At 36.4% G+C, this 18,896-nt stretch carries 17 protein-coding genes; 3 read left to right on the top strand and 14 right to left on the bottom strand.

Annotated elements, in window-relative coordinates; all coding sequences use genetic code 11:
• Nucleotides 1-147: 147 nt before the first annotated feature.
• Complete coding sequence (locus O2S85_RS04550) at nt 148-921, top strand: DeoR/GlpR family DNA-binding transcription regulator (protein ID WP_269411526.1); 774 nt, start codon at nt 148-150, stop codon at nt 919-921.
• Nucleotides 922-1,059: 138 nt separating this feature from the next.
• Here the strand turns inward: O2S85_RS04550 and O2S85_RS04545 are convergent, their stop codons facing one another.
• From O2S85_RS04545 to O2S85_RS04485, 13 genes are all read right to left on the bottom strand, one after another.
• Nucleotides 1,060-1,575, bottom strand: a complete 516-nt coding sequence (locus O2S85_RS04545) for a transposase (protein WP_269411525.1) — start codon at nt 1,573-1,575, stop codon at nt 1,060-1,062.
• Nucleotides 1,576-1,634: 59 nt separating this feature from the next.
• Complete coding sequence (gene madM / locus O2S85_RS04540) at nt 1,635-2,399, bottom strand: malonate transporter subunit MadM (RefSeq protein WP_269411524.1); 765 nt, start codon at nt 2,397-2,399, stop codon at nt 1,635-1,637.
• Nucleotides 2,399-2,809, bottom strand: coding sequence for a malonate transporter subunit MadL (madL, locus tag O2S85_RS04535; RefSeq protein WP_269411523.1), 411 nt, complete (start codon nt 2,807-2,809; stop codon nt 2,399-2,401). The genes madM and madL overlap by 1 nt, the downstream gene beginning before the upstream one ends.
• 517 nt (nt 2,810-3,326) lie before the next feature.
• Nucleotides 3,327-4,067, bottom strand: coding sequence for an amidohydrolase family protein (locus tag O2S85_RS04530; protein ID WP_269411522.1), 741 nt, complete (start codon nt 4,065-4,067; stop codon nt 3,327-3,329).
• Between the two features lie 29 nt (nt 4,068-4,096).
• Nucleotides 4,097-4,840, bottom strand: coding sequence for an amidohydrolase family protein (locus tag O2S85_RS04525; RefSeq protein ID WP_269411521.1), 744 nt, complete (start codon nt 4,838-4,840; stop codon nt 4,097-4,099).
• 33 nt (nt 4,841-4,873) lie between these two features.
• On the bottom strand, nt 4,874-6,196 hold the full coding sequence (locus O2S85_RS04520) for a short-chain fatty acid transporter (protein ID WP_269411520.1): 1,323 nt from the start codon (nt 6,194-6,196) through the stop codon (nt 4,874-4,876).
• A gap of 88 nt (nt 6,197-6,284) precedes the next feature.
• Entirely contained in the window at nt 6,285-7,448 is a 1,164-nt protein-coding gene (locus O2S85_RS04515) for a M20/M25/M40 family metallo-hydrolase (RefSeq protein WP_269411519.1), read from the bottom strand.
• Between the two features lie 144 nt (nt 7,449-7,592).
• Nucleotides 7,593-8,948, bottom strand: a complete 1,356-nt coding sequence (locus tag O2S85_RS04510) for a M20/M25/M40 family metallo-hydrolase (protein ID WP_269411518.1) — start codon at nt 8,946-8,948, stop codon at nt 7,593-7,595.
• Between the two features lie 175 nt (nt 8,949-9,123).
• A complete protein-coding gene (locus O2S85_RS04505; RefSeq protein WP_269411517.1) occupies nt 9,124-10,560 on the bottom strand; it encodes a YfcC family protein in 1,437 nt (478 codons plus the stop codon).
• 153 nt (nt 10,561-10,713) lie between these two features.
• Complete coding sequence (locus O2S85_RS04500; RefSeq protein ID WP_269411516.1) at nt 10,714-11,517, bottom strand: hypothetical protein; 804 nt, start codon at nt 11,515-11,517, stop codon at nt 10,714-10,716.
• 121 nt (nt 11,518-11,638) lie between these two features.
• A complete protein-coding gene (locus tag O2S85_RS04495) occupies nt 11,639-12,850 on the bottom strand; it encodes a CaiB/BaiF CoA transferase family protein (RefSeq protein ID WP_269411515.1) in 1,212 nt (403 codons plus the stop codon).
• Nucleotide 12,851: 1 nt separating this feature from the next.
• Nucleotides 12,852-13,649 carry an enoyl-CoA hydratase/isomerase family protein gene (locus O2S85_RS04490; protein WP_269411514.1) on the bottom strand — a complete coding sequence of 266 codons (798 nt, stop codon included), beginning with the start codon at nt 13,647-13,649 and terminating at the stop codon, nt 12,852-12,854.
• 228 nt (nt 13,650-13,877) lie between these two features.
• A complete protein-coding gene (locus O2S85_RS04485; protein ID WP_269411513.1) occupies nt 13,878-14,519 on the bottom strand; it encodes a GntR family transcriptional regulator in 642 nt (213 codons plus the stop codon).
• A 253-nt stretch (nt 14,520-14,772) separates the two neighbouring features.
• On the opposite strand from O2S85_RS04485, the gene O2S85_RS04480 reads away from it, so the two are divergent.
• Both O2S85_RS04480 and O2S85_RS04475 read left to right on the top strand, forming a co-directional pair.
• Nucleotides 14,773-16,209 carry an amidase gene (locus tag O2S85_RS04480; RefSeq protein ID WP_269411512.1) on the top strand — a complete coding sequence of 479 codons (1,437 nt, stop codon included), beginning with the start codon at nt 14,773-14,775 and terminating at the stop codon, nt 16,207-16,209.
• Nucleotides 16,210-16,440: 231 nt separating this feature from the next.
• Nucleotides 16,441-17,757 carry an IS1380 family transposase gene (locus O2S85_RS04475; RefSeq protein ID WP_269410923.1) on the top strand — a complete coding sequence of 439 codons (1,317 nt, stop codon included), beginning with the start codon at nt 16,441-16,443 and terminating at the stop codon, nt 17,755-17,757.
• 350 nt (nt 17,758-18,107) lie between these two features.
• On the opposite strand, the gene O2S85_RS04470 is transcribed toward O2S85_RS04475, so the two are convergent.
• On the bottom strand, nt 18,108-18,872 hold the full coding sequence (locus O2S85_RS04470) for a small-conductance mechanosensitive channel (protein ID WP_269411511.1): 765 nt from the start codon (nt 18,870-18,872) through the stop codon (nt 18,108-18,110).
• Nucleotides 18,873-18,896: the final 24 nt, after the last annotated feature.

Genomic DNA, 18,896 nt, shown 5'->3' with positions numbered 1-18,896 from the left:
TCAATAATATTTTTAAATATTTTCATATCCTTTTATAAAACAACCTATCGATGCGGGGAATTTAAAAATATGCAGAGAGATATATTGATAAATGTTGATAAATGGCATACTATTATCATTAGTAAAAGAAAATTAAGGGTGAAGATCATGAAGATGTTTGCGAGTGAACGACGAGATAAAATCATACAATTTCTAAACGACCAAAAACGTGCCACGGTCAAGGAATTAGCTGGGGAAATCGGTGTATCGGAAGCCACACTAAGAACTGATCTCAACAAGATGGAGGCAGACGGACTATTAACCAGAACTCACGGCGGTGCAGTATTAAATACGGATAACGATAATGAGACCAGCTTTAGTGTACGGGAAAAGAAAAATAAAAAGGAAAAAATGCAAATTGCCAAAAAAGCATTTGAATTGATTGAAGAAAAACAATGCATTCTGCTTGATGCAAGTTCCACCGCATTAGAAATGGCCCGCTATATCAAAACACAGCCTATCCGACTAACCGTTGTGACAACAGGCCTCCAGTGTGCTATGGAGCTTAATCACAATCCTGATATTACCGTTATTCAGATTGGTGGTTTGGTTACAAAGGGATCATCTTCCATTGAAGGTACCCTTGGGTTAAGTATACTTGATTACATAAATATTGATCTGATGTTCACCTCGGCTAACGGTTTTTCGGTCGACAATGGGTTGACTGATTTCAATTTGTATGAAGTTCAATTGAAAAAAGCAATTGTGATAAAAGCGGAAAAAGTAATAGCATTAATTGATTCCTCGAAAATTGAAAAGAATTCGAGTGCTGTTTTTGCCAGCTTGGATCAAATTGATAAAATTATTACCGACAGGCCTGTTGGTAGTGATATAGCTGAACAGATTGAGAGCAATGATATTGAAATATTAATTGGGAGATAACCAGTCTACTACGGTTAATGATATTTCTCTAGGTCGGGGGAGATTATATACATGGGTCCAAAAACAATCGCTAAAAACATGCAAAATTAATTTTCATCGTATATTCTGGCTCATCACCAAAACCTATGGTTGACCATATTAGGCTATTCCTTGCATGTAAGTCCAATTACACTCAACTAAGATGCGATTTTCATAGACATTTCGATTACGCGTGAAAAAATGACGCCGTTGTAAAGCCTTTATTTTGTTATGGCGTCCCTCTACGACGGCATTGGTAAAGCGCAAACGATGATAATTGATTATTTCTGTTTCCCAGTTTTGAATCGTCTTGATGCAGGACTCAACTGTATGAGTAATGCGATGTCCCTGTTGATACCATTGTTTCAAGGTCAGTTCAGCTTGTTTGGCATTCGTGCTTGAGGTATACCAGTCAATGAAGGCCTCTTTCCAGTTGTATACGGCTTTTAATCGATCGTCATAATTTACAATAGTTTGGACTATAGCTTGATACTCTGCTGATAAGTCGTCATAGCGTATTTCCAGTTGTCGATGGTGACGTTTTAGTTGTTTGCGTGGTGAGTAGAAAGATTTCACCCCGCTATTTTGGTTTGTTTGTGCACTTTCACTATAGCAGGGGTATGAGTGTTTTTTCATTTATTTGGTTTTATTACCATATATCCCATCAAATGGCAGACATAGATTTTGGTGAAGAGCTAACCAAAAATGGCCTTGGTTGCTATAAATAAAACAGAAGGGCATAAGAGTACACCTAACCCGGTAAAGAATGTCGCGGTCATTGCACCATATGGAACTAATTTAATATCTGTTGCAGCAAGACCCGCACTTACACCACTAGTAGTTCCCATTAAGCCTCCAAATACTAAAGCGGTACGAGGATTATCTAAAGAAATGTATTTAGCAACTAATGGAGTGCCAATCATTGTCAATACAGATTTAACTAACCCAGCAGCTACACTTAACGCAATGACCTCAGAGCTTGCCCCTATTGCTGTACCGGTCACGGGGCCGACAATGTATGTAGCAGTCCCTGCGCCAATTGTTGTTAGATCTACGGGATCCGTATAACCAAAGGTTAATGCAATAACTACACCAATAATAAAGGATATAATTAAACCCGCAAAAAGAGAGATCACTCCTGCCCAACCAGCGTTCTTTAATTCCCTGAAATCAGCTTCAAATGCCGTTGCTACGATTGCAAAATCACGTAACATACCACCACCCATTAATCCTATACCAGAAAACATTTGTATATCAGCTAATCCTTTTTCGCCCCCGGTTGATATACCACCCAAATAAGCCAAAATTAAACCAATAATAATTGCAATGGCCGACCCATTCAATCTTCCTTTTGTTAACTTATCAGATAATATATAGGAAATCAGCATGGTTATACCAACAATTGCAAAGCCGGTTATGAGGCCATTTTCATTTAATACTTCTGTAAACGAATCTAACATTATTTAAATCCTCCCGCATCTATTTTTTCATTATCGAATGACTCTATGCTACCTTTTCCCTTTCCAATATTACTTAATATTGGTACAGCTGCAAAACATATTATCACAGTGACCACACCTGCCAAAATAGCCATTGGTCCGCCCTTTATGGCACCTGCCACATTTTGTTGAGCTGCCATCGCTACCACGATAGGAATATACATTCCCCCCCAAAATGAAAGACCCTTTTGAGAATCTTTATCTAATTTTCCCCTTTGTTTTAGAGAGTTAACTAAAACGACTAGTATTAACATCGCTATACCAACACCACCGACATTCACATCTAATCCTATAGCAATCCCTAACCATTCTCCAATTAACGTTCCTGCTAACATACAAATCGCTAATAATGCAACTCCATAAATAATCATTTTAATCCCCCTACACTTTTGAAATAAATGGATAAATAACTTTCTTATTCATATTGTGAATTCTACGACATATACTATTTATCCTTTGGAACTCAGATTTTATCCCGGTATACGATGAATAAAAGAAACAATTAATATTGCTTAAAATTTAAACATCAAACAAAAGTCCAATTCAGAGCAAGTTTACATTGGTTTTAATATATTTTTTCAACTTCATCAAGATTTCCATCAGACCCAATCTTGCTTTTACCCTGCAACATTCGAATGATCTAACCTGTTTTTGGCCAACTAAAATGGCTGAAAAATAAGTACACCAGCCAGCATCTTCCCTTTCTTCCCGCATGGATGGATGGTGAATGAGCTACATAATTTATATACTGGCTAAAGGTCTTGCGTTTAGCTAACAATGGGTAGCCACGCCATTGTCGTTGACTAAACTACTACCTATATTTAACAAAGCTGCGAACACTAACCTACGATGAATAGATCTCTTCTTTTATTTGTTTTACTCTATTGTCTAACCTAAAAAAGAAAAATAATTTAATTGAAAAACATCCTCCTTTAATTTATCATCAGCATAATTATGTGCAATCCTGTAAATCTCCATATAAACATCTGTAAATGGAGCATTTGTTTCGAATAGAACGCGACCACGCCCACTTTCAGTAATCATGTTTGTGAGCCAGTCAACAGCTACAGCAGATGAAGTTCCTAAATATAAATTTTTATGCCGTTCCATTAAGTATTGAACCTGGTTTAAAGTAATACCGCTGAGATCAAGTTGACCGGCGTTTGTTGCTTTTATATTAACAGATGGATATCTTCTTGCAAGATCTGCAATTTTTGATATATGTGATACCCAGGGAAAGCCAGCTTCTATAATAATGGGTTTTCGATATTTTTCCGCGTATTCTAGGAAAGGGATAACGATATCATCATTACACATATAATTTTCTTCCCATGGATTGAAATAAATCGCTTTAAATTCATTATGACTGAATAACCGATCTAATTCATTAATAGATTCTTTTTGTCTCCATGGATCTACACGAACAGTAGCAGTAAATCGATCAGGATATTGTTTTACAATATCCAGCAATATCTCATTACCATCCTCTACCTGATAGCTTATAGGCTTATTTGCGGTAAGCATTGCAATATCAATATTATTTTCTTCCATCAGAACTAGATAATCATCAATATGGAGACTTCTTCCATTGAAACTGTTTCCGATCTTTACATGGGAATCTATAATCATAACATTCTCTCTCCTTCTCTAAAATTATTTTATGCTTCTTCCTTTAATAGACTAGCAATATTGGAATAAAATATTTTTTCCTCAATTTCCTTACCCAAATTCGCCTGTTTCACCTTCTCTATTTCAAAATATGGATTATCAATCGGATTGTCGGTACCGAATAGAATACGATCAGGTCCAATTTCATCAATAGCTTTTTTTATACCATCAACAAATGGTGATTCACATGTGTCCATATAAACGTTTTCGTATTGTTTACAAACACGAATAGCATCCTTTAAGTGAAAAAATCCTCCAGAATGAGCTAAAATTACTTTTGTTTCAGGTGATTGTTCAATACATGATAAAAATTCGAGCGGCATCGAATTACCTTCATCAGCACAGTGTACGAGAATAGGTACATCATACTTAGCTGCCCTTCTAAAAATTTTTACGGTAGGTTCTCCACCGGGGTAAAGATTATAACTTGATGGATGAAGCTTCACTCCGCGAAAATTATGTTTCTGTATCGCTATATCAAGGATCTCTATCGTTTGATCATCAAAACGAGGATTCAGGCGTATAAATGGGTATAGTCGTTCAGGATATTTTTTCACTTCCGAACTTAAAAATTCCATGGGTGACTCAATTTCTGGACTTGGACAATCGCGATACGCACTTACAACGGATTTTTCTATTCCTACACTATCCATTACTTTGATCAATCGATCTGCAGTATCATACCATCCTCTTATCTCCGAAACATCCAAATGTGCATGTGCATCAAAAATCATAAAAAATCCCTCCGTTACATAATTATTATTTATTTAAATAAAAAGAAAGAATACGCTTAGTAGAGCACCCATTACAAGTGATATAACTACGCAATAACCCATAACATCACGGATTCCTAAACGAGCTATCGCCAATATCGGTAAAATCCAAAAGGGCTGAATATTGTTTGTCCATAAATCGCCCCAAGCAACCGCAAGTACAACTTTTGCTGGTTCTACACCTAATTCAAGCGCGGCCGGTACCATCAATGGACCCTGTACAATCCATTGTCCACCACCTGAAGGAATAAAAATATTCACAAGTCCTGCACTAAGAAAAGAAATGAGTGGTAACGTTTCAGCAGTTGCATGTGAAAGCCAGAAGTTTGTAATTGCTTCGGTCATTCCTGATTTTGTAAGCATTCCCATAATACCTGAATAAAACGGGAAAAGGAGTGCAATTCCAGCAGTTGTTGTGACTGCTTTTTGAATAGCAGACATATATTGTGCAGGTGTACGATGGGCAATCATTCCGAGAGTTATAAACAACATTATAAGAGCATTGAGACTCATGTTTACTCCCTCGGTTATGAAGTAGTGAATCATATACCCTCCACCAAGAAGTGCGACAACAATCGTGAATATTTGACTATGTTCCATTTTTTCAGATAACACAGGTTTTTGGGCTTCACTTACAGTAGCAACCTCATCTTCAATGTCTAATACACTAGGATCAGGTTCAAATGCTTGCCCCTTCGGTGGCCGCATGAACACATATACTAAAGGTATAACAAAAAACAAAACAAGTGTTACGGTTACACTCCAAGGCCTAAACACTGTATCTGTTAGTGGAACAACGCCAATGATTTCCTCTAAAAAATGGCCCTTGGTAGCAACAATAAGCGTTGCTGCAGAACCAATTCCAATAATCATTGCACTACTATATGTAGAAGCAACTAATAGTGGAAAATGAAGCCCCTTTCCATTAAGTTGTATCGAAAGTTCCCTGGCAATAAGTCCGGCACAGATTAAACCTAGCCCCCAATTAAAATAAGTTAAAATCATTGTAATCATCGAAGCGAAGAAAATTGCCTGAATAGGGTTGTTGGGAATACTACACATCTTTTTTAAAAGTTTCACAAACGGTTTGGACGTTGCGAGGGCGTACCCTGTAATCATGAGCAAAATCATTTGCATTGTAAACGTAAGTAGCTCAAAAACCCCATCCCCCCAGTAAACGGTCATTTGTACGGGTGTACTGTGATTAAATATAACTCCCATCAAAAAAACGAATATTGTTAGGATAATAGCTAACACAAAAGGACTAGGTAAATATTTTTTTACAAAATTAACCATAATATTTGTGATGAGTCTCATGATTCTTCCCCCCCTATAATGTTCAGTTTTAAAGGTTACATTTTTTAATCCAGCAATGCAATTTACCTGTAATTTTCCGATTGCTTGTCTATAATTGTGTGATACATAAAGCGAGCAACTTAATCCGCTCAAATAAGCTATCAACATAAATAAACTCTCTTTTTGTGTGATTAAAGTTACCAGCAGGTCCAAAAGCACAAATCACTGGAATTTGAAAAGATGAGATATATGAAGAATCCGCACCGCCTGAAACGAAAACATACCTTGGTTGTTCCATTCCTGCCCCCTCCATAATAGTTGCAACATTATGGAACAATGCCATGTTCTTTTCATTCACTTCCATTGCAGGGTACTCTATAACTGAATTCATAGAAAAATTAGCATCAGGTTTATCGGCAGTACATTGTTCAATATTCTTTTTGACCCAATTAACCAAAGACGTAAAATCTTGTTCTGTAAAAAAGCGAACATCAAATTCGGCCTTTGCATGACCAGGTACGACATTTACTTCGGTTCCTCCATTGAGTTTTCCTAAATTAAAATGCTGCTTTTCTTTTGAAAGATGAACCTTATTCCTTTGTATATGTTCAATAAGGCTGGTTAGGTTGAGAATTGCATTTACACCATTGTCCAACTCATATCCCGCGTGAGCTTCAATGCCCTCAGATAAAATATCCATTCGGCCGACACCCTTTCGACCAATAACGAACGCACCATCTGGCCGACCAGATTCACAACATAAGGTACACTTCACATCGGTGGAATACTGTTTTAAAATGTTTGTAAAATCCGAATGCAAATGCCCGTTTTCTTCGTCACTTGCTATGATGATCTTAACCGGTTTGTATGTATTATTTGTAGCCTTCAGTATTTTGAGGGCAAAAATAATTTGTGATAAACCACCTTTCATGTCCAGTACACCTGGCCCATAACATTTGCCAAAAGCTGTAGTAAACGCCCATGAGTCTGTATCATCATCCGGAAACACGGTATCAGAATGCCCCAATAATAAAATCGCCTGCTCTTCATCATGAAGTTCTGAATAATTACGAGCCACTAATGTCGCACCAACTGAATGTTGATTGATGATTTCAACATAAAAACCCATGTTGATTAGTTCATTTTTAATAAATATTAGTATTTCATTGTTCCCGTTTACATTTTCGGAGTTACTGTTTATATCAACAATTGTTTTTAGATGGTTAAGAATACTTGGCTTTAGTTTTTCAAGTTCATTGTCTATTTTTAACAAGTTTTAACCTCCACTAAAAGGCTCCGAGTTTCTCTCCGTATAAACAAAATATTCAGACAAAAGGGAGCGTTAATTGTAGTTATGTGATACATAAGCACTTTATATTTATTATGTCGTTCATGATTAGCTGTATTTGTTGGAATTCTAAGAATAAGCATTACCTAACTCCTTAATAACATGACAAGTGCACAAAATTCCATCGAAGAAATTATCAACATTTAAATTTTCATTTGGAGAATGATTTGCTTCATCATAATTTGCGTACGGAACTATAACAGAAGGTACCCCTAAAATTTCAGTCCATACATAGTCAGGCAAACTTCCACCTAAACTTGGTTGTAATATAGGCTTTTGTTTATATGATTTTTCTACTGCTTTTTTTACTATTTTAACTTCATTTAAGTCGGAAGGTGTACGAGAAGGTTTCATGGAACCATATCTTTTTACTTCTACTTCTGGTGCAAATTTATTAACATGCTCTACGAGCTTATTAAAAATATCTTCGGGATCTTGCTCTACTACTAGACGAAAATCAATTTTCACTTTGGCTACCGATGGTATAATTGTTTTAGCACCTTCACCGTCGTAACCACTATGGAAGCCTGCAATATTAAATGTCGGTTCTAATGTTAATTTTTTATAATATTCTTCTTTGGTCATATTAAAATCTCTATAACCAATTTGTTCGGCTAAATCTTGAGCGTTAAAAGGTAATGTCGAAATTAATTCCAATTCCTGTTCAGTAGGTTTAAGTAGGTCATCATAAAACCCATCAATCAAAATTTTTCCACTATAATCTCTCATTGTATTTAAAAGTTGAACTAATTTCCACGCAGGATTTGGAACAATATTTCCTTTATTTCCCGAATGATTATCCCATTTTGCACCTTTAGCTACGAGTTCTATAAACAGCATTCCTCTTACACCAAGTAATACGACAGGTGCACCGCTATCGTGCATTGGCCCATCCGATACATAGACTAAATCAGATCTGAGTAATACCTTGTTATCCTCAACAAATTTTGCCAGATTAACACTCCCACATTCCTCCTCGCCTTCTATAGCCACTTTAATATTTATAGGAAGATCTCCTACAACATCTTGGTAAGTTTTAATTGCAAGTAATTGTGCCATTAATTGGCCTTTATTATCTCCCGCCCCGCGGCAAAATATTTTACCGTCTTTTACTGTCGGCTCAAAAGGCGGAGTTTTCCATTCATCCAAAGGGTCAGGTGGTTGTACGTCATAATGACCGTAGATTAGTAAAGTAAAGTCATTTTTGTTATTTATCTTTTCTCCATAAACCACTGGATAGCCTTCAGTGGAAATCAATTTTGTTTCCATTCCAATGTCCTCCAAAATTTCCATTAACATTGTTGAACACTCTTCCATACCAATATTTTGTGCACTGATGCTTTTTTGTTTTAACAGCGTAAATAATAAACCTAAGTACTCCTCTCTTTTTTCATTAATATATTTTTCAATATTTAGCATGCTCATCCTTAATCCCTCACTCTCAAATAATTATTAAAAATGGCTCCATAATTTGTTTATTTTCTTTTAATTTCTCAAAAACTCGTTATTAGAAAACAGAACACTATCATGGCAATAAATTTTTCCTTTAGGGGGAAGATAAAGAAATATCTGCTTACAATTTTGGAATGAATATTATATTTTAATATGGTCCATAATTTGTTAAAACTGCTATAGCTACAAAAATAGCTCCAGCTATTATCCACATAATTAATAATGGAAAAGCAAATTTCATCCATTTTCCAAATGGTACTTTTGCGATCGCCAGGCATGCCATTAATGTTCCACTTAATGGTGTAAAAATATTTGTGACAGCATCCCCTAATTTAAATGTTATAAATGTTGCTTGCCTTGTAACATCCAACATATCCCCTATAGGTACCATAAGTGGCATAACAATTGCAGCCTGTCCCGTCCCCGAAGTAATTAGCCCATTAAATATAAAATTAAACACATAAAGAAGTTGCATTGATACTAACGGTGAAAAGCCACCTAATGATGAAGATACACCATTAACAATTGTATCTATAATCTGACCATCTTCCAATAATATAACAACTGCACGAGCCATCCCGACTATTAATGCGCCGTATATGACCCTAATAGCACCTTTCATAAATCGATCAACAAATTGGTTAGGTGTAATCTTACTAATCAAAGCGATAACTACACCAAGCAAAATAAATATTGCCGAAAGCTCATTAATTGACCAATCAAAATTAAATACGCCAAAAAGGTAAAACCCTATAGTTGAGAAGAACAAAAGAATGATTATCGTATGTTGAATAGTAAACTTTTCCTCTTGCTGACTTCCTTCTTCCTCTAATGATAATTGAGAAAACGGATTTATCCCCACCAAACTTTTCTCTGGGCTCTTCCTTATTTTCTTAGCATATGAGCAAATATACAAAATAGTAATAGTTACAAAAACTACAAATATACAGATACGAAACATGTACCCGGAAAATAACGGAAGCTCTGCTATCTGTTGTCCAAGTACTGTAACAGTTGGGTCAAATACACCTCCAGCCCAACCTGCATATGCGCCTAGAAAAACCATCGCCACAGCTACCATGGGATCTAATTTTAAAGAACGAGCAATCACAAGTCCAATTGGCACAAACGCAATAACTCCGTTAACTGTAATGCCTACTGATGAAATCACAGCAAATATCGTGCAAAAAGTGAGAATCAATACATTATAGTTCCCATTTGTTTTCTGAATAAGGCTATGTATACCTGCATCTATCGCACCGGTTGATTCAATAACGGCAACTATTCCACCAACTATTAAAATCAAAAATACTATGCCTGCCGAATCAATAAGCCCCTGTGGAATAGATGAAAATATATCCAAAATAGAAATCGATTCTGCATCAACATAATGAAAACTACCGGGGACTACCTGTGTAATACCATCTTTTTCTATCCTTTCATACGTACCTGAAGGAAGAATATAAGAGGAAAGAAACGCTAACAGTAAAAAGCAAAAAATAATTACAAATACATCTGGCATTGCAATTTTCTTTCTTTTTTTAGTTTTTTCTTGCGGATTTATTTTCTTAATTTCAAGACCCATATCACCTTCACCTACCTCTTATTTTTCCGATAATTATATGGATGGTCTAAATGCTAAAAGTCATACACTATTTCTTTTGGTACGAAGGGTGGCTTATTAAACGTACAAAAGAGAAAAAAAGACATGACAAAGTTTTAAAATAGAACGCATTTTTTAAACCAACTTAGTTATACAGACGTCAATAGAATCTAATTCTAACCCTAGATGAGTATTGAAGCTTCGGCTGATACCTTGCTGAATTTTTTTAATGGTACCTATCATGTTATCAATAGTTTTTAAGTAGTAAAGTTTTAATTCTACATTAATAACGGGTGAATTTTCTAATTCAATCAAAACCTTATCACATGAGGCAACCTCAGCATAAGAGAAGCAAACATTCAGAACAATATTTTTAAAAACCTTGTCACTAATAATTAAAGAGTCTTTATGAAAATTCGGACGAACAATGGTTGTTTCTCCAACAACCTCTCTTTTGGGTGAAAAAATTTTAACTCCTCTTTTTATTATTTTCTTAAAAAAACTTTGCTCAACCTGCAGATAGGGTATCGGCATTAAGTGGTCCCCTTTAGTATTTCTAGTAAACTTCGCTAAACTAATTTCACTTGGTTTACGAATATCCTTAACCTCAATATAATGATCAATTTTACCAAGCTGAAGTTTTAAAGCAATTAAGTTCACCATTTTGGTAGAGGTTCCTATTATTAAGATTTTGTCAATTTTATAGAACTGTATTGCCCTCTTAATTTCCTCAGCATGATCCCCAAAATAAAATGTTGCACGTTTCACTGCAGTAATCATATTTTTCTCGAATTTGGCTGATGTTCCGGATACCCTTTTGCCATGAAAAATCAACAATCCATCATCTATAATTGCTGGAATATCTTTTTCATATGCATAAGACAATGCACTCGTACTTTTACCCGTGCCACTTGGACCGGTTAAAGCAAATATTTCCATAAAAATTTTTCCACCCTTTACGTAAGGTTATTAGAAAAAAATAAAACTACAGTAACTTTACACATAACATGATAGGACTGTAACTTCCAAAAACAGGGGAGTTAGACCACGCATTTATAAGTTAAACTGTGCTAGAGTTTTTCTCCGGTATGGAAGTAACACCTTCTTCTATAAACGATTGAATTTGTTCTTCGTTATAACCAATTCGTTTTAGTATTTCCTCACTATGCTCTCCTTGCTCCGGCGGGGTACTCGTTATTTTTCCAGGTGTTCTAGATAGTTTCACTGGTATGCCCAACTGACGAAGTAATCCTAGTGTTGGATGATTCGTTTCAACTACCATCTCTCTTTCTTTTACATGATGATCGTTTAATATGTCCGAAAAATTGTTTACTGGTCCACATGGTATTCCGGAGTATTCAAATAGTTCGACCCATTCATTTTTCGTCCTTGTGATAAATACATCGTTCAAAATTGAAATAAGTAACTCCCTATTTTTTATACGGTCAGGGTTTGTTTTGAATTTCGGTTCTCTTAGACTTTCCATTTTCATGGTCTCAACAAATTTGTCCCAAAGACTGTCATTACCAACCGCTAGAACAAAGTAACCGTCCGAAGCATTAAATACTTGATATGGGACAATATTAGGATGGGCTCCCCCTAATGGTTTGGGATTCTTATCTGTTGCAAAATAGTTACCTGCAAGATAAGTTTGCCAAGATATCATTGTATCTAGCAATGCGGCATCGATCCATTGTCCTTCTCCCGATCGTTGTCTCTCCCATAACGATGTTAAAATTCCAATAATAGCCCACATGCCTGCACCTATATCTGCAACAGAATACCCAGCTTTTACTGGAGTTCCACTCGGGTCACCAGTAACCGACATTAAACCTCCCATTCCTTGGGCTAACACATCGTAACCGGGCTTTTGAGCGTATGAACCACTTTGTCCAAAACCCGAGATAGATGCAAGGATAATTCGCGGATTTATTTTCTTTAATTCCTCATACCCGATTCCAAGTTTATCCATAGTCCCTGGTCGGAAATTTTCTACAACTACATCTGCGTCTTTAATTAAATCTTTTAAAATTTCCTTTCCTTTTTCTTTTTTTAAATCAAGAACTACACTTTTTTTATTTCGGTTGACACTAAGGAAATAAGCGCTCTCATCTTCTACAAAAGGCGGTCCCCACTGTCTTGTATCATCACCGGAAGGCCTTTCAATTTTAATAACATCAGCACCTAAGTCGGCTAAGGTCATCGTACAAAACGGTCCACTTAAGATTCGAGTTAGGTCAATCACTTTAATTCCTTCTAATGGCAGCATCATACTAAACTCTCCTTTTAAAATTTGGTTTTCTTTTTTCTAAAAAGGCCTGAACCCCTTCAGGAAAATCGTAAGGATCTACACTTTTACTTACTTCAGAATCCCATGGTATAGAATAGTTTGGTAAAGAATAGGCGGCTGACCGCTTAACTGCAAGTAATGAAGCTGGAGATTGTTCCATTATTTTTTGGGCTATTGTTAAGCCATAATGTACAATATCCTTATCCTCCGCTATTAAGTAGTTTAGTAACCCCCACTGTAAACCTTCATTAGCATCAATAAGTCTTCCGGTATATACCAAATCCAAAGTTCTGCTTTTGCCAATAAAATTTATTATTCTATTTACAAATTGTTTATTTAATGTAATTCCCAGTCGACCGACAGGCATTCCCATTTTTATATCTTTCGTACCTATTCGAAGGTCGCATGCAAGAGCTAATTCAAAGCCTGCCCCCATTGCAGGTCCATTAATAAGAGCAATTGTTGGCAAAGGCAATTTCTCAAACGATGATATAGCCTCTTCCATTGATTTAAAAGCATCATTTGCCTCATTAATCGATAGTTGGCTAAATTGCTTAATATCTGATCCTGCAGTAAATTGTCCTTTATTTCCTTTTAAAAGAACAACCTTATTTTTAGGATTCTTAACAATTTGCTTAGCTACTTCAGATAATTCTAGCCACATACCATTTGTCATTGCATTTTTCAATTTTGGACGGTGCATTGTTACAATTGCCAGTCCGCCACTTTCTTGAAGCGTAATTTTCCCCTCAGTTTCAAACCGACTAATTGTTACCTTCATTCTACCCCTCCTCAGCATTAAGTCGACAGTCGACCTTTTTATGTATTATACACCTTCGAAATTATTATTTCAATCGGAAATTTCAAACCTTAAGAATTTTTCAGTTGTAAGAGGTATAAGTTTGTGGGGTTTATTTAAATTATTGCTAAAATAGAATTAGCTAAATAAAAAAACCTTCCAGATTTTTTAATTTGGAAAGCTTTAAAATGAGGGATTAAAATAAATACACTACATTATTCTCGTTATCACGTCTAAATTATGTTTCTCTAGTATTACATTGGCAGCGTCTATTGAGTTCTCGGATAATAATTCAAAAATTAATTTATGCTCTTCTAATGATTTTTTAATATGTTTTTCTTCTAAGAAAGAAATCCGTTGTAATGCGAGTAATGGCCTTCCTAATTTCCAATACATATCATTAATTACATTACTTTGACTCATTTTGATTATACACCTATGAAGTTCCTGATTAAGACGAGTGTATTCTGTCTGATCTTCGGTAGCCATGGTCATTAGGGATATTAAATTTTTAATCTGTTTAAGAATTTCATGGTCAACGCCATGTGCTTTGATTCTTTTCATTGCAAGATCTTCCAAGATTGTCCGGATTTCACAAATATCCTTAATTTCTTCTTTTGTATAACCTTTTACAACCGCGCCTTTTCGCGGAATTCTCTCTACTAAGCCTTCCACTGTCAGCAAAAATATAGCTTCACGCACCGGCGCTCTACTCGTCCCAAAATTCTCGGCAAAATCATACTCACTAACCTTCTCTCCCGGTTTTAATTTGCCGGAAATAATTTGATGTGTAATCTCCTCAGCTATTATATGTGATAGGGAAATATTTGGTGTAGATTGTTTACCGTCCATATTTTACCACCTGCCTAACCAACACATTTGTTCTTTTATTATAGTATACCGAGGCTGTAATCGCAATAAATACCGTGTTTGAGTTTTTATGGACTATTAAATACGTAAACCTTAAAAATAAACCTATTCATTTAACAAAAACTAGTTGCAAATGTCAGAATAGTTCTATACAATATCATTATATATACTTTTTGGTCGTCTGTCGACCGCATGAATCTTTAAGTTTTTAATCTTAGAGAGGGGGAGTTTTAAATTGGATAATAGTACTCATTTATGTTTTCAAACGGCACATGAACTTGCTGAATCTATACGAAAACGTGAATTCACTGTGCGAGAGGTTATTGAGGAACACTTGGAACAAATTAATCGAATTAATCCACAAGTTAATGCGATCGTTTCCCTTAATGAAGAAAGGGCACTCAGAGAAGCAGATGCTGCTGATAAGAAAATTGCTACCGGCGAAACAATAGGGCCACTCCATGGTTTACCAATTGCTATTAAAGATACACATAATGCAAAGGGCTTTCCAACCACTAAAGGATTTTATCCGCTCCGTGATAATTTTGCAAATAGTGATGATCTTATAGTTGAACGATTAAAAGCTGCCGGTGCCATAGTTATTGGTAAAACTAATACTCCTGAATTTGCAGCCGGGGCGCATACATTTAATGAGGTTTTTGGCGTTACGAGGAACCCCTACAATCTTAATCGTACTGTAGGAGGAAGCAGTGGAGGTGCTGCAGCAGCTGTTACTAGCGGAATGATTCCTTTCGCGGATGGAAGTGATATGGGCGGATCTTGCCGTTATCCAGCAGCTTTTAATAATGTGGTAGGAATGAGAACTTCACCAGGACGGGTACCTGCCTATCCAAAACCAGCTCTTTTCTCTACATTAGGGGTTCAAGGACCAATCGCCCGAAGTGTTGTAGATGCATCATTTATGATGTCAATTATAGCCGGTTATGACAACCGTTCGCCTATTTCAATAGAAGAAACTGGAGAAAAATTTTTAAAACCATTTGATGATGATATCACCGGCTTACGTATCGCATGGACGACAGATCTAGGAGGATTATTTCCTGTAGATTCTTCGGTAATAAAAAATGTTCAGGAACAGGTAAAGGTTTTTGAAGATCTAGGGTGCCAAGTAGAGGAGGACTATCCTGATTTATCAGAGGCTGATGAAGTTTTCCATGTCTTCAGAGCCTGGGAATTCGAAATGTCCTATGCTGAACTATTCGATAAATATCAAAGTTTCATGAAGGAAAGCTTTATCTGGAATTTTAACAAAGGAAGGGAACTAAAAGGTATAGATATTGGTCGTGCTGAGAAATTGCGTTATAAATTATATCATAAAGCTAGGGAATTTTTCAAAAAGTATGATGCACTCATACTACCAGTTAGTCAAGTTCCTCCATTTAGTGCTGACATAGAATATCCAGCAGAAATTAATGGGGTTAAAATGGAGACATACCTGGACTGGATGCGTTCTTGTTATTATATTTCAGCCCTTGGAAACCCCGCTTTATCAATCCCCAGTGGTTTTACAACTGATGGGCTCCCGATGGGGATGCAAATAGTAGGACCGTACAAAGCAGACTATGAGGTTCTCCGTATCGGCAAAGCATTCGAAAAAGCAACAGGGTATGGTAAAAAACGTCCGCAATTAAGTATCCGGGAAACTATGTAGTCCATTTTCGGTTCACTTCTACTAAGCTAGGGGTCATTTACGATATTACGTAAATAGATATTACGTAAATAATTTATCCTGAATTATTCACTGAAATTCTATAATACAGTTTAAATGCTTATCTGACAGTCGGTTTAGCCAAAACATTTATTCATCTAATAAATGAAAAAAGAACCCATTTTCTGTTACAGTTAAAGTACCAACAAAAACCAACAGAAAGGGGTTCTTATATTGGCTACTTTACCGCAAATACCGCTAGATTTCAATCGCCAAATCAAATTATCTAACGATGGTGGTGCACTTTCATCCGATACAGGTGAACTCTTATTCCGAGAGTTCGATGAAAAGATTGGCTTCTTCTCAACGCTGACAAAGCATTTAAAGCTTAAAGATGATCGACGTTACTATGTTCACTCCAATGAACAGTTACTTCGCCAAAAGATGTATCAAATCATTGCTGGATATGCCGAAGATGACGCAGCTGATCAATTAACGAATGATCCTGTCTTTACGCAGGTTGTAGGAACAGATGCTTTAGCTTCCCAACCAAGTTTATCCCGGCTTTTCCCACGATTTGATGATGAATCGATGGAACAATTAAACCAGGCAAACCAGGAACTTTTAGACAAGGTGCATCAATATAGAAATGCCAAGTCGATTATTCTGGATTTGGATTCCACTCATGCAGATACATATGGCGATCAGGAGGATGCAACATTCAATACGCATTATGGAACCATTGGATTTCATCCTTTAGTTGCTTTTGACGGTATCACCGGCGATTTTTTGAAAGCAAAACTACGCCCAGGCAATGTCTATACTTCCAATGGCGTGGTGGATTTTATCGAGCCTGTTATCAACCATTACAATGAGCAGTTTCCTGAAACCATCCCGTTTCTGCGCGGTGACAGTGGCTTCGCCGTCCCGGGCCTATATGAACTGTGCGAGGATGAATCGGTTTATTATGTGATTCGTTTGAAATCCAATCCTAATTTGCAGCGACTTGCCGATGAGCTGCACCCTTCCACTGTTCCAACCGATGTGACAAAATCGGAAATCTATTATGAAGAAGCCGAGTATCAGGCAAAATCATGGTCCAAGCCAAGAAAAGTGATCATCCAATCCGTTCGTCCGGCCGGTGAATTGTTTTTCACGCACGCTTTCTTTGTAACGAACCTGACTGATGTCTTCTCTCCTAAAGATATTGTTCATTCCTACCAGAAAAGAGGAACGATGGAGAATTATATCAAGGAATCCAAAAATGGGTTTAACCTGGATCGCATGAGCAGCCATAAATTTGAATGCAATGAGGTTAGAATGATGCTTAGTTTGTTAGCTTATAACCTTACGAATTGGATGCGTACGCTTTGTTTTCCTGAAGAACAGAAAAACATGCGGATCCAAACGATACGAACTAGAATCATTAAAGTCGCCAGTAAATTGGTAAAGTCAGGACGATCTCTTTACTTTAAATTAGCCTCCAGCTTTGTGTATCAATCGTTTTTCTGGAAAGTATTACAGCGAATTCAAAGATTACAATTAGAGTGAGGCCATACCGCTGTTCTCTAAGCACATTTAAAAAACCATCGTAAGACCAAGGGAGTCGTATGTCCAAAAACTAGAGATTTTCAAGGATCTCTAGTTTAAGCAAACCATTTCTGGAAAGGTTCCATCTTATTTTACGAAAATAACCCAGGGCTAAGCTTCATTTATCTTTTTGGTTAGAAGTATGAATAATTCAGGTTTATAAAGATCTGCAAACTGTTTGTATTTTGGCCGATAATTCTCATCCACTTAACGTCCATGTATTTCATATATTCTATGAGATACAGAAAAAAACCTACTCAGTATTCATTATAATTCAACCAAATTCCAATACTAAAAAATCTTTACCTAATCTATGCATTTTCCCGTTTTTCTTTCATCTTTTCGATATAAAGGATAAGGGTTATAGTAATTGCCACTGAAACAGCAATTTTGATAAGCCCAAAAACCGGAGATAATAGTACAGCTAACCCTATCAAAAGACCAATTACCCCGTATAAAGGTGTTTTAAAAGCAAATTGACCAAGGACGGCACCAAAAATTGCTGGTAAAACAAAATCAAACGCCTCTTCAACTACTGGTGGTAACATTTCAATAATATACGATCCGCCTAAAATTACGAAAACAATAACTAATGTATTTACTAAACAAGCAATTGCGATTCCGAATACTCCAGCAATTTCGGCCTTTCGGGATCCCATTTCAGCTCCTATCGCTTCTTGGGCAGCAGCAGAACATGGAAGGCAAAGATTAGAAATATTTCCAGATAAGAAAGCCAAATACGTTCCTGCTATTCCCAAAATCGGATAATACGTAATCGGCTCTATAACCCACATCACTCCAATAAATCCTGCATAGCCAATAACTCCAGCAATTATTGGCCCCCACCCTGGATGAAAACCCATAACGAAGGATAAATATACCGGAGCCGATAAAGAGGCTAAAATAGTTGCCATTAATGTTAAACGTCCCCAAAAGTGTGCTTTATTATGAAATATACTCATGCTATCTGTATGTTTTATACCTACTCTCTTTGTACTAATCTTTTCTGGACTGACATTCATTATTTTTTCCTCCCATGTCAAGGCAAAATTTTGACTAAAATTACAGATAACCAATATTTATAGAATAGGTTTATATAA

The organism is Lentibacillus daqui (genome assembly GCF_027186265.1).
Lineage (GTDB): Bacteria > Bacillota > Bacilli > Bacillales > Amphibacillaceae > Lentibacillus_C > Lentibacillus_C daqui.
The sequence above is the reverse complement of the archived record's forward strand: the minus strand, read 5'-3'. Positions and strand labels throughout refer to the sequence as shown.

What these genes read in the sequence shown, in the direction of transcription:
- O2S85_RS04550 (WP_269411526.1), top strand. Translation starts at nt 148, where the DNA reads ATGAAGATGTTTGCGAGTGAACGACGAGATAAAATCATACAATTTCTA.
- O2S85_RS04545 (WP_269411525.1), bottom strand. Translation starts at nt 1,575, where the DNA reads ATGAAAAAACACTCATACCCCTGCTATAGTGAAAGTGCACAAACAAAC.
- madM (WP_269411524.1), bottom strand. Translation starts at nt 2,399, where the DNA reads ATGTTAGATTCGTTTACAGAAGTATTAAATGAAAATGGCCTCATAACC.
- madL (WP_269411523.1), bottom strand. Translation starts at nt 2,809, where the DNA reads ATGATTATTTATGGAGTTGCATTATTAGCGATTTGTATGTTAGCAGGA.
- O2S85_RS04530 (WP_269411522.1), bottom strand. Translation starts at nt 4,067, where the DNA reads ATGATTATAGATTCCCATGTAAAGATCGGAAACAGTTTCAATGGAAGA.
- O2S85_RS04525 (WP_269411521.1), bottom strand. Translation starts at nt 4,840, where the DNA reads ATGATTTTTGATGCACATGCACATTTGGATGTTTCGGAGATAAGAGGA.
- O2S85_RS04520 (WP_269411520.1), bottom strand. Translation starts at nt 6,196, where the DNA reads ATGAGACTCATCACAAATATTATGGTTAATTTTGTAAAAAAATATTTA.
- O2S85_RS04510 (WP_269411518.1), bottom strand. Translation starts at nt 8,948, where the DNA reads ATGAGCATGCTAAATATTGAAAAATATATTAATGAAAAAAGAGAGGAG.
- O2S85_RS04505 (WP_269411517.1), bottom strand. Translation starts at nt 10,560, where the DNA reads ATGGGTCTTGAAATTAAGAAAATAAATCCGCAAGAAAAAACTAAAAAA.
- O2S85_RS04500 (WP_269411516.1), bottom strand. Translation starts at nt 11,517, where the DNA reads ATGGAAATATTTGCTTTAACCGGTCCAAGTGGCACGGGTAAAAGTACG.
- O2S85_RS04495 (WP_269411515.1), bottom strand. Translation starts at nt 12,850, where the DNA reads ATGATGCTGCCATTAGAAGGAATTAAAGTGATTGACCTAACTCGAATC.
- O2S85_RS04490 (WP_269411514.1), bottom strand. Translation starts at nt 13,649, where the DNA reads ATGAAGGTAACAATTAGTCGGTTTGAAACTGAGGGGAAAATTACGCTT.
- O2S85_RS04485 (WP_269411513.1), bottom strand. Translation starts at nt 14,519, where the DNA reads ATGGACGGTAAACAATCTACACCAAATATTTCCCTATCACATATAATA.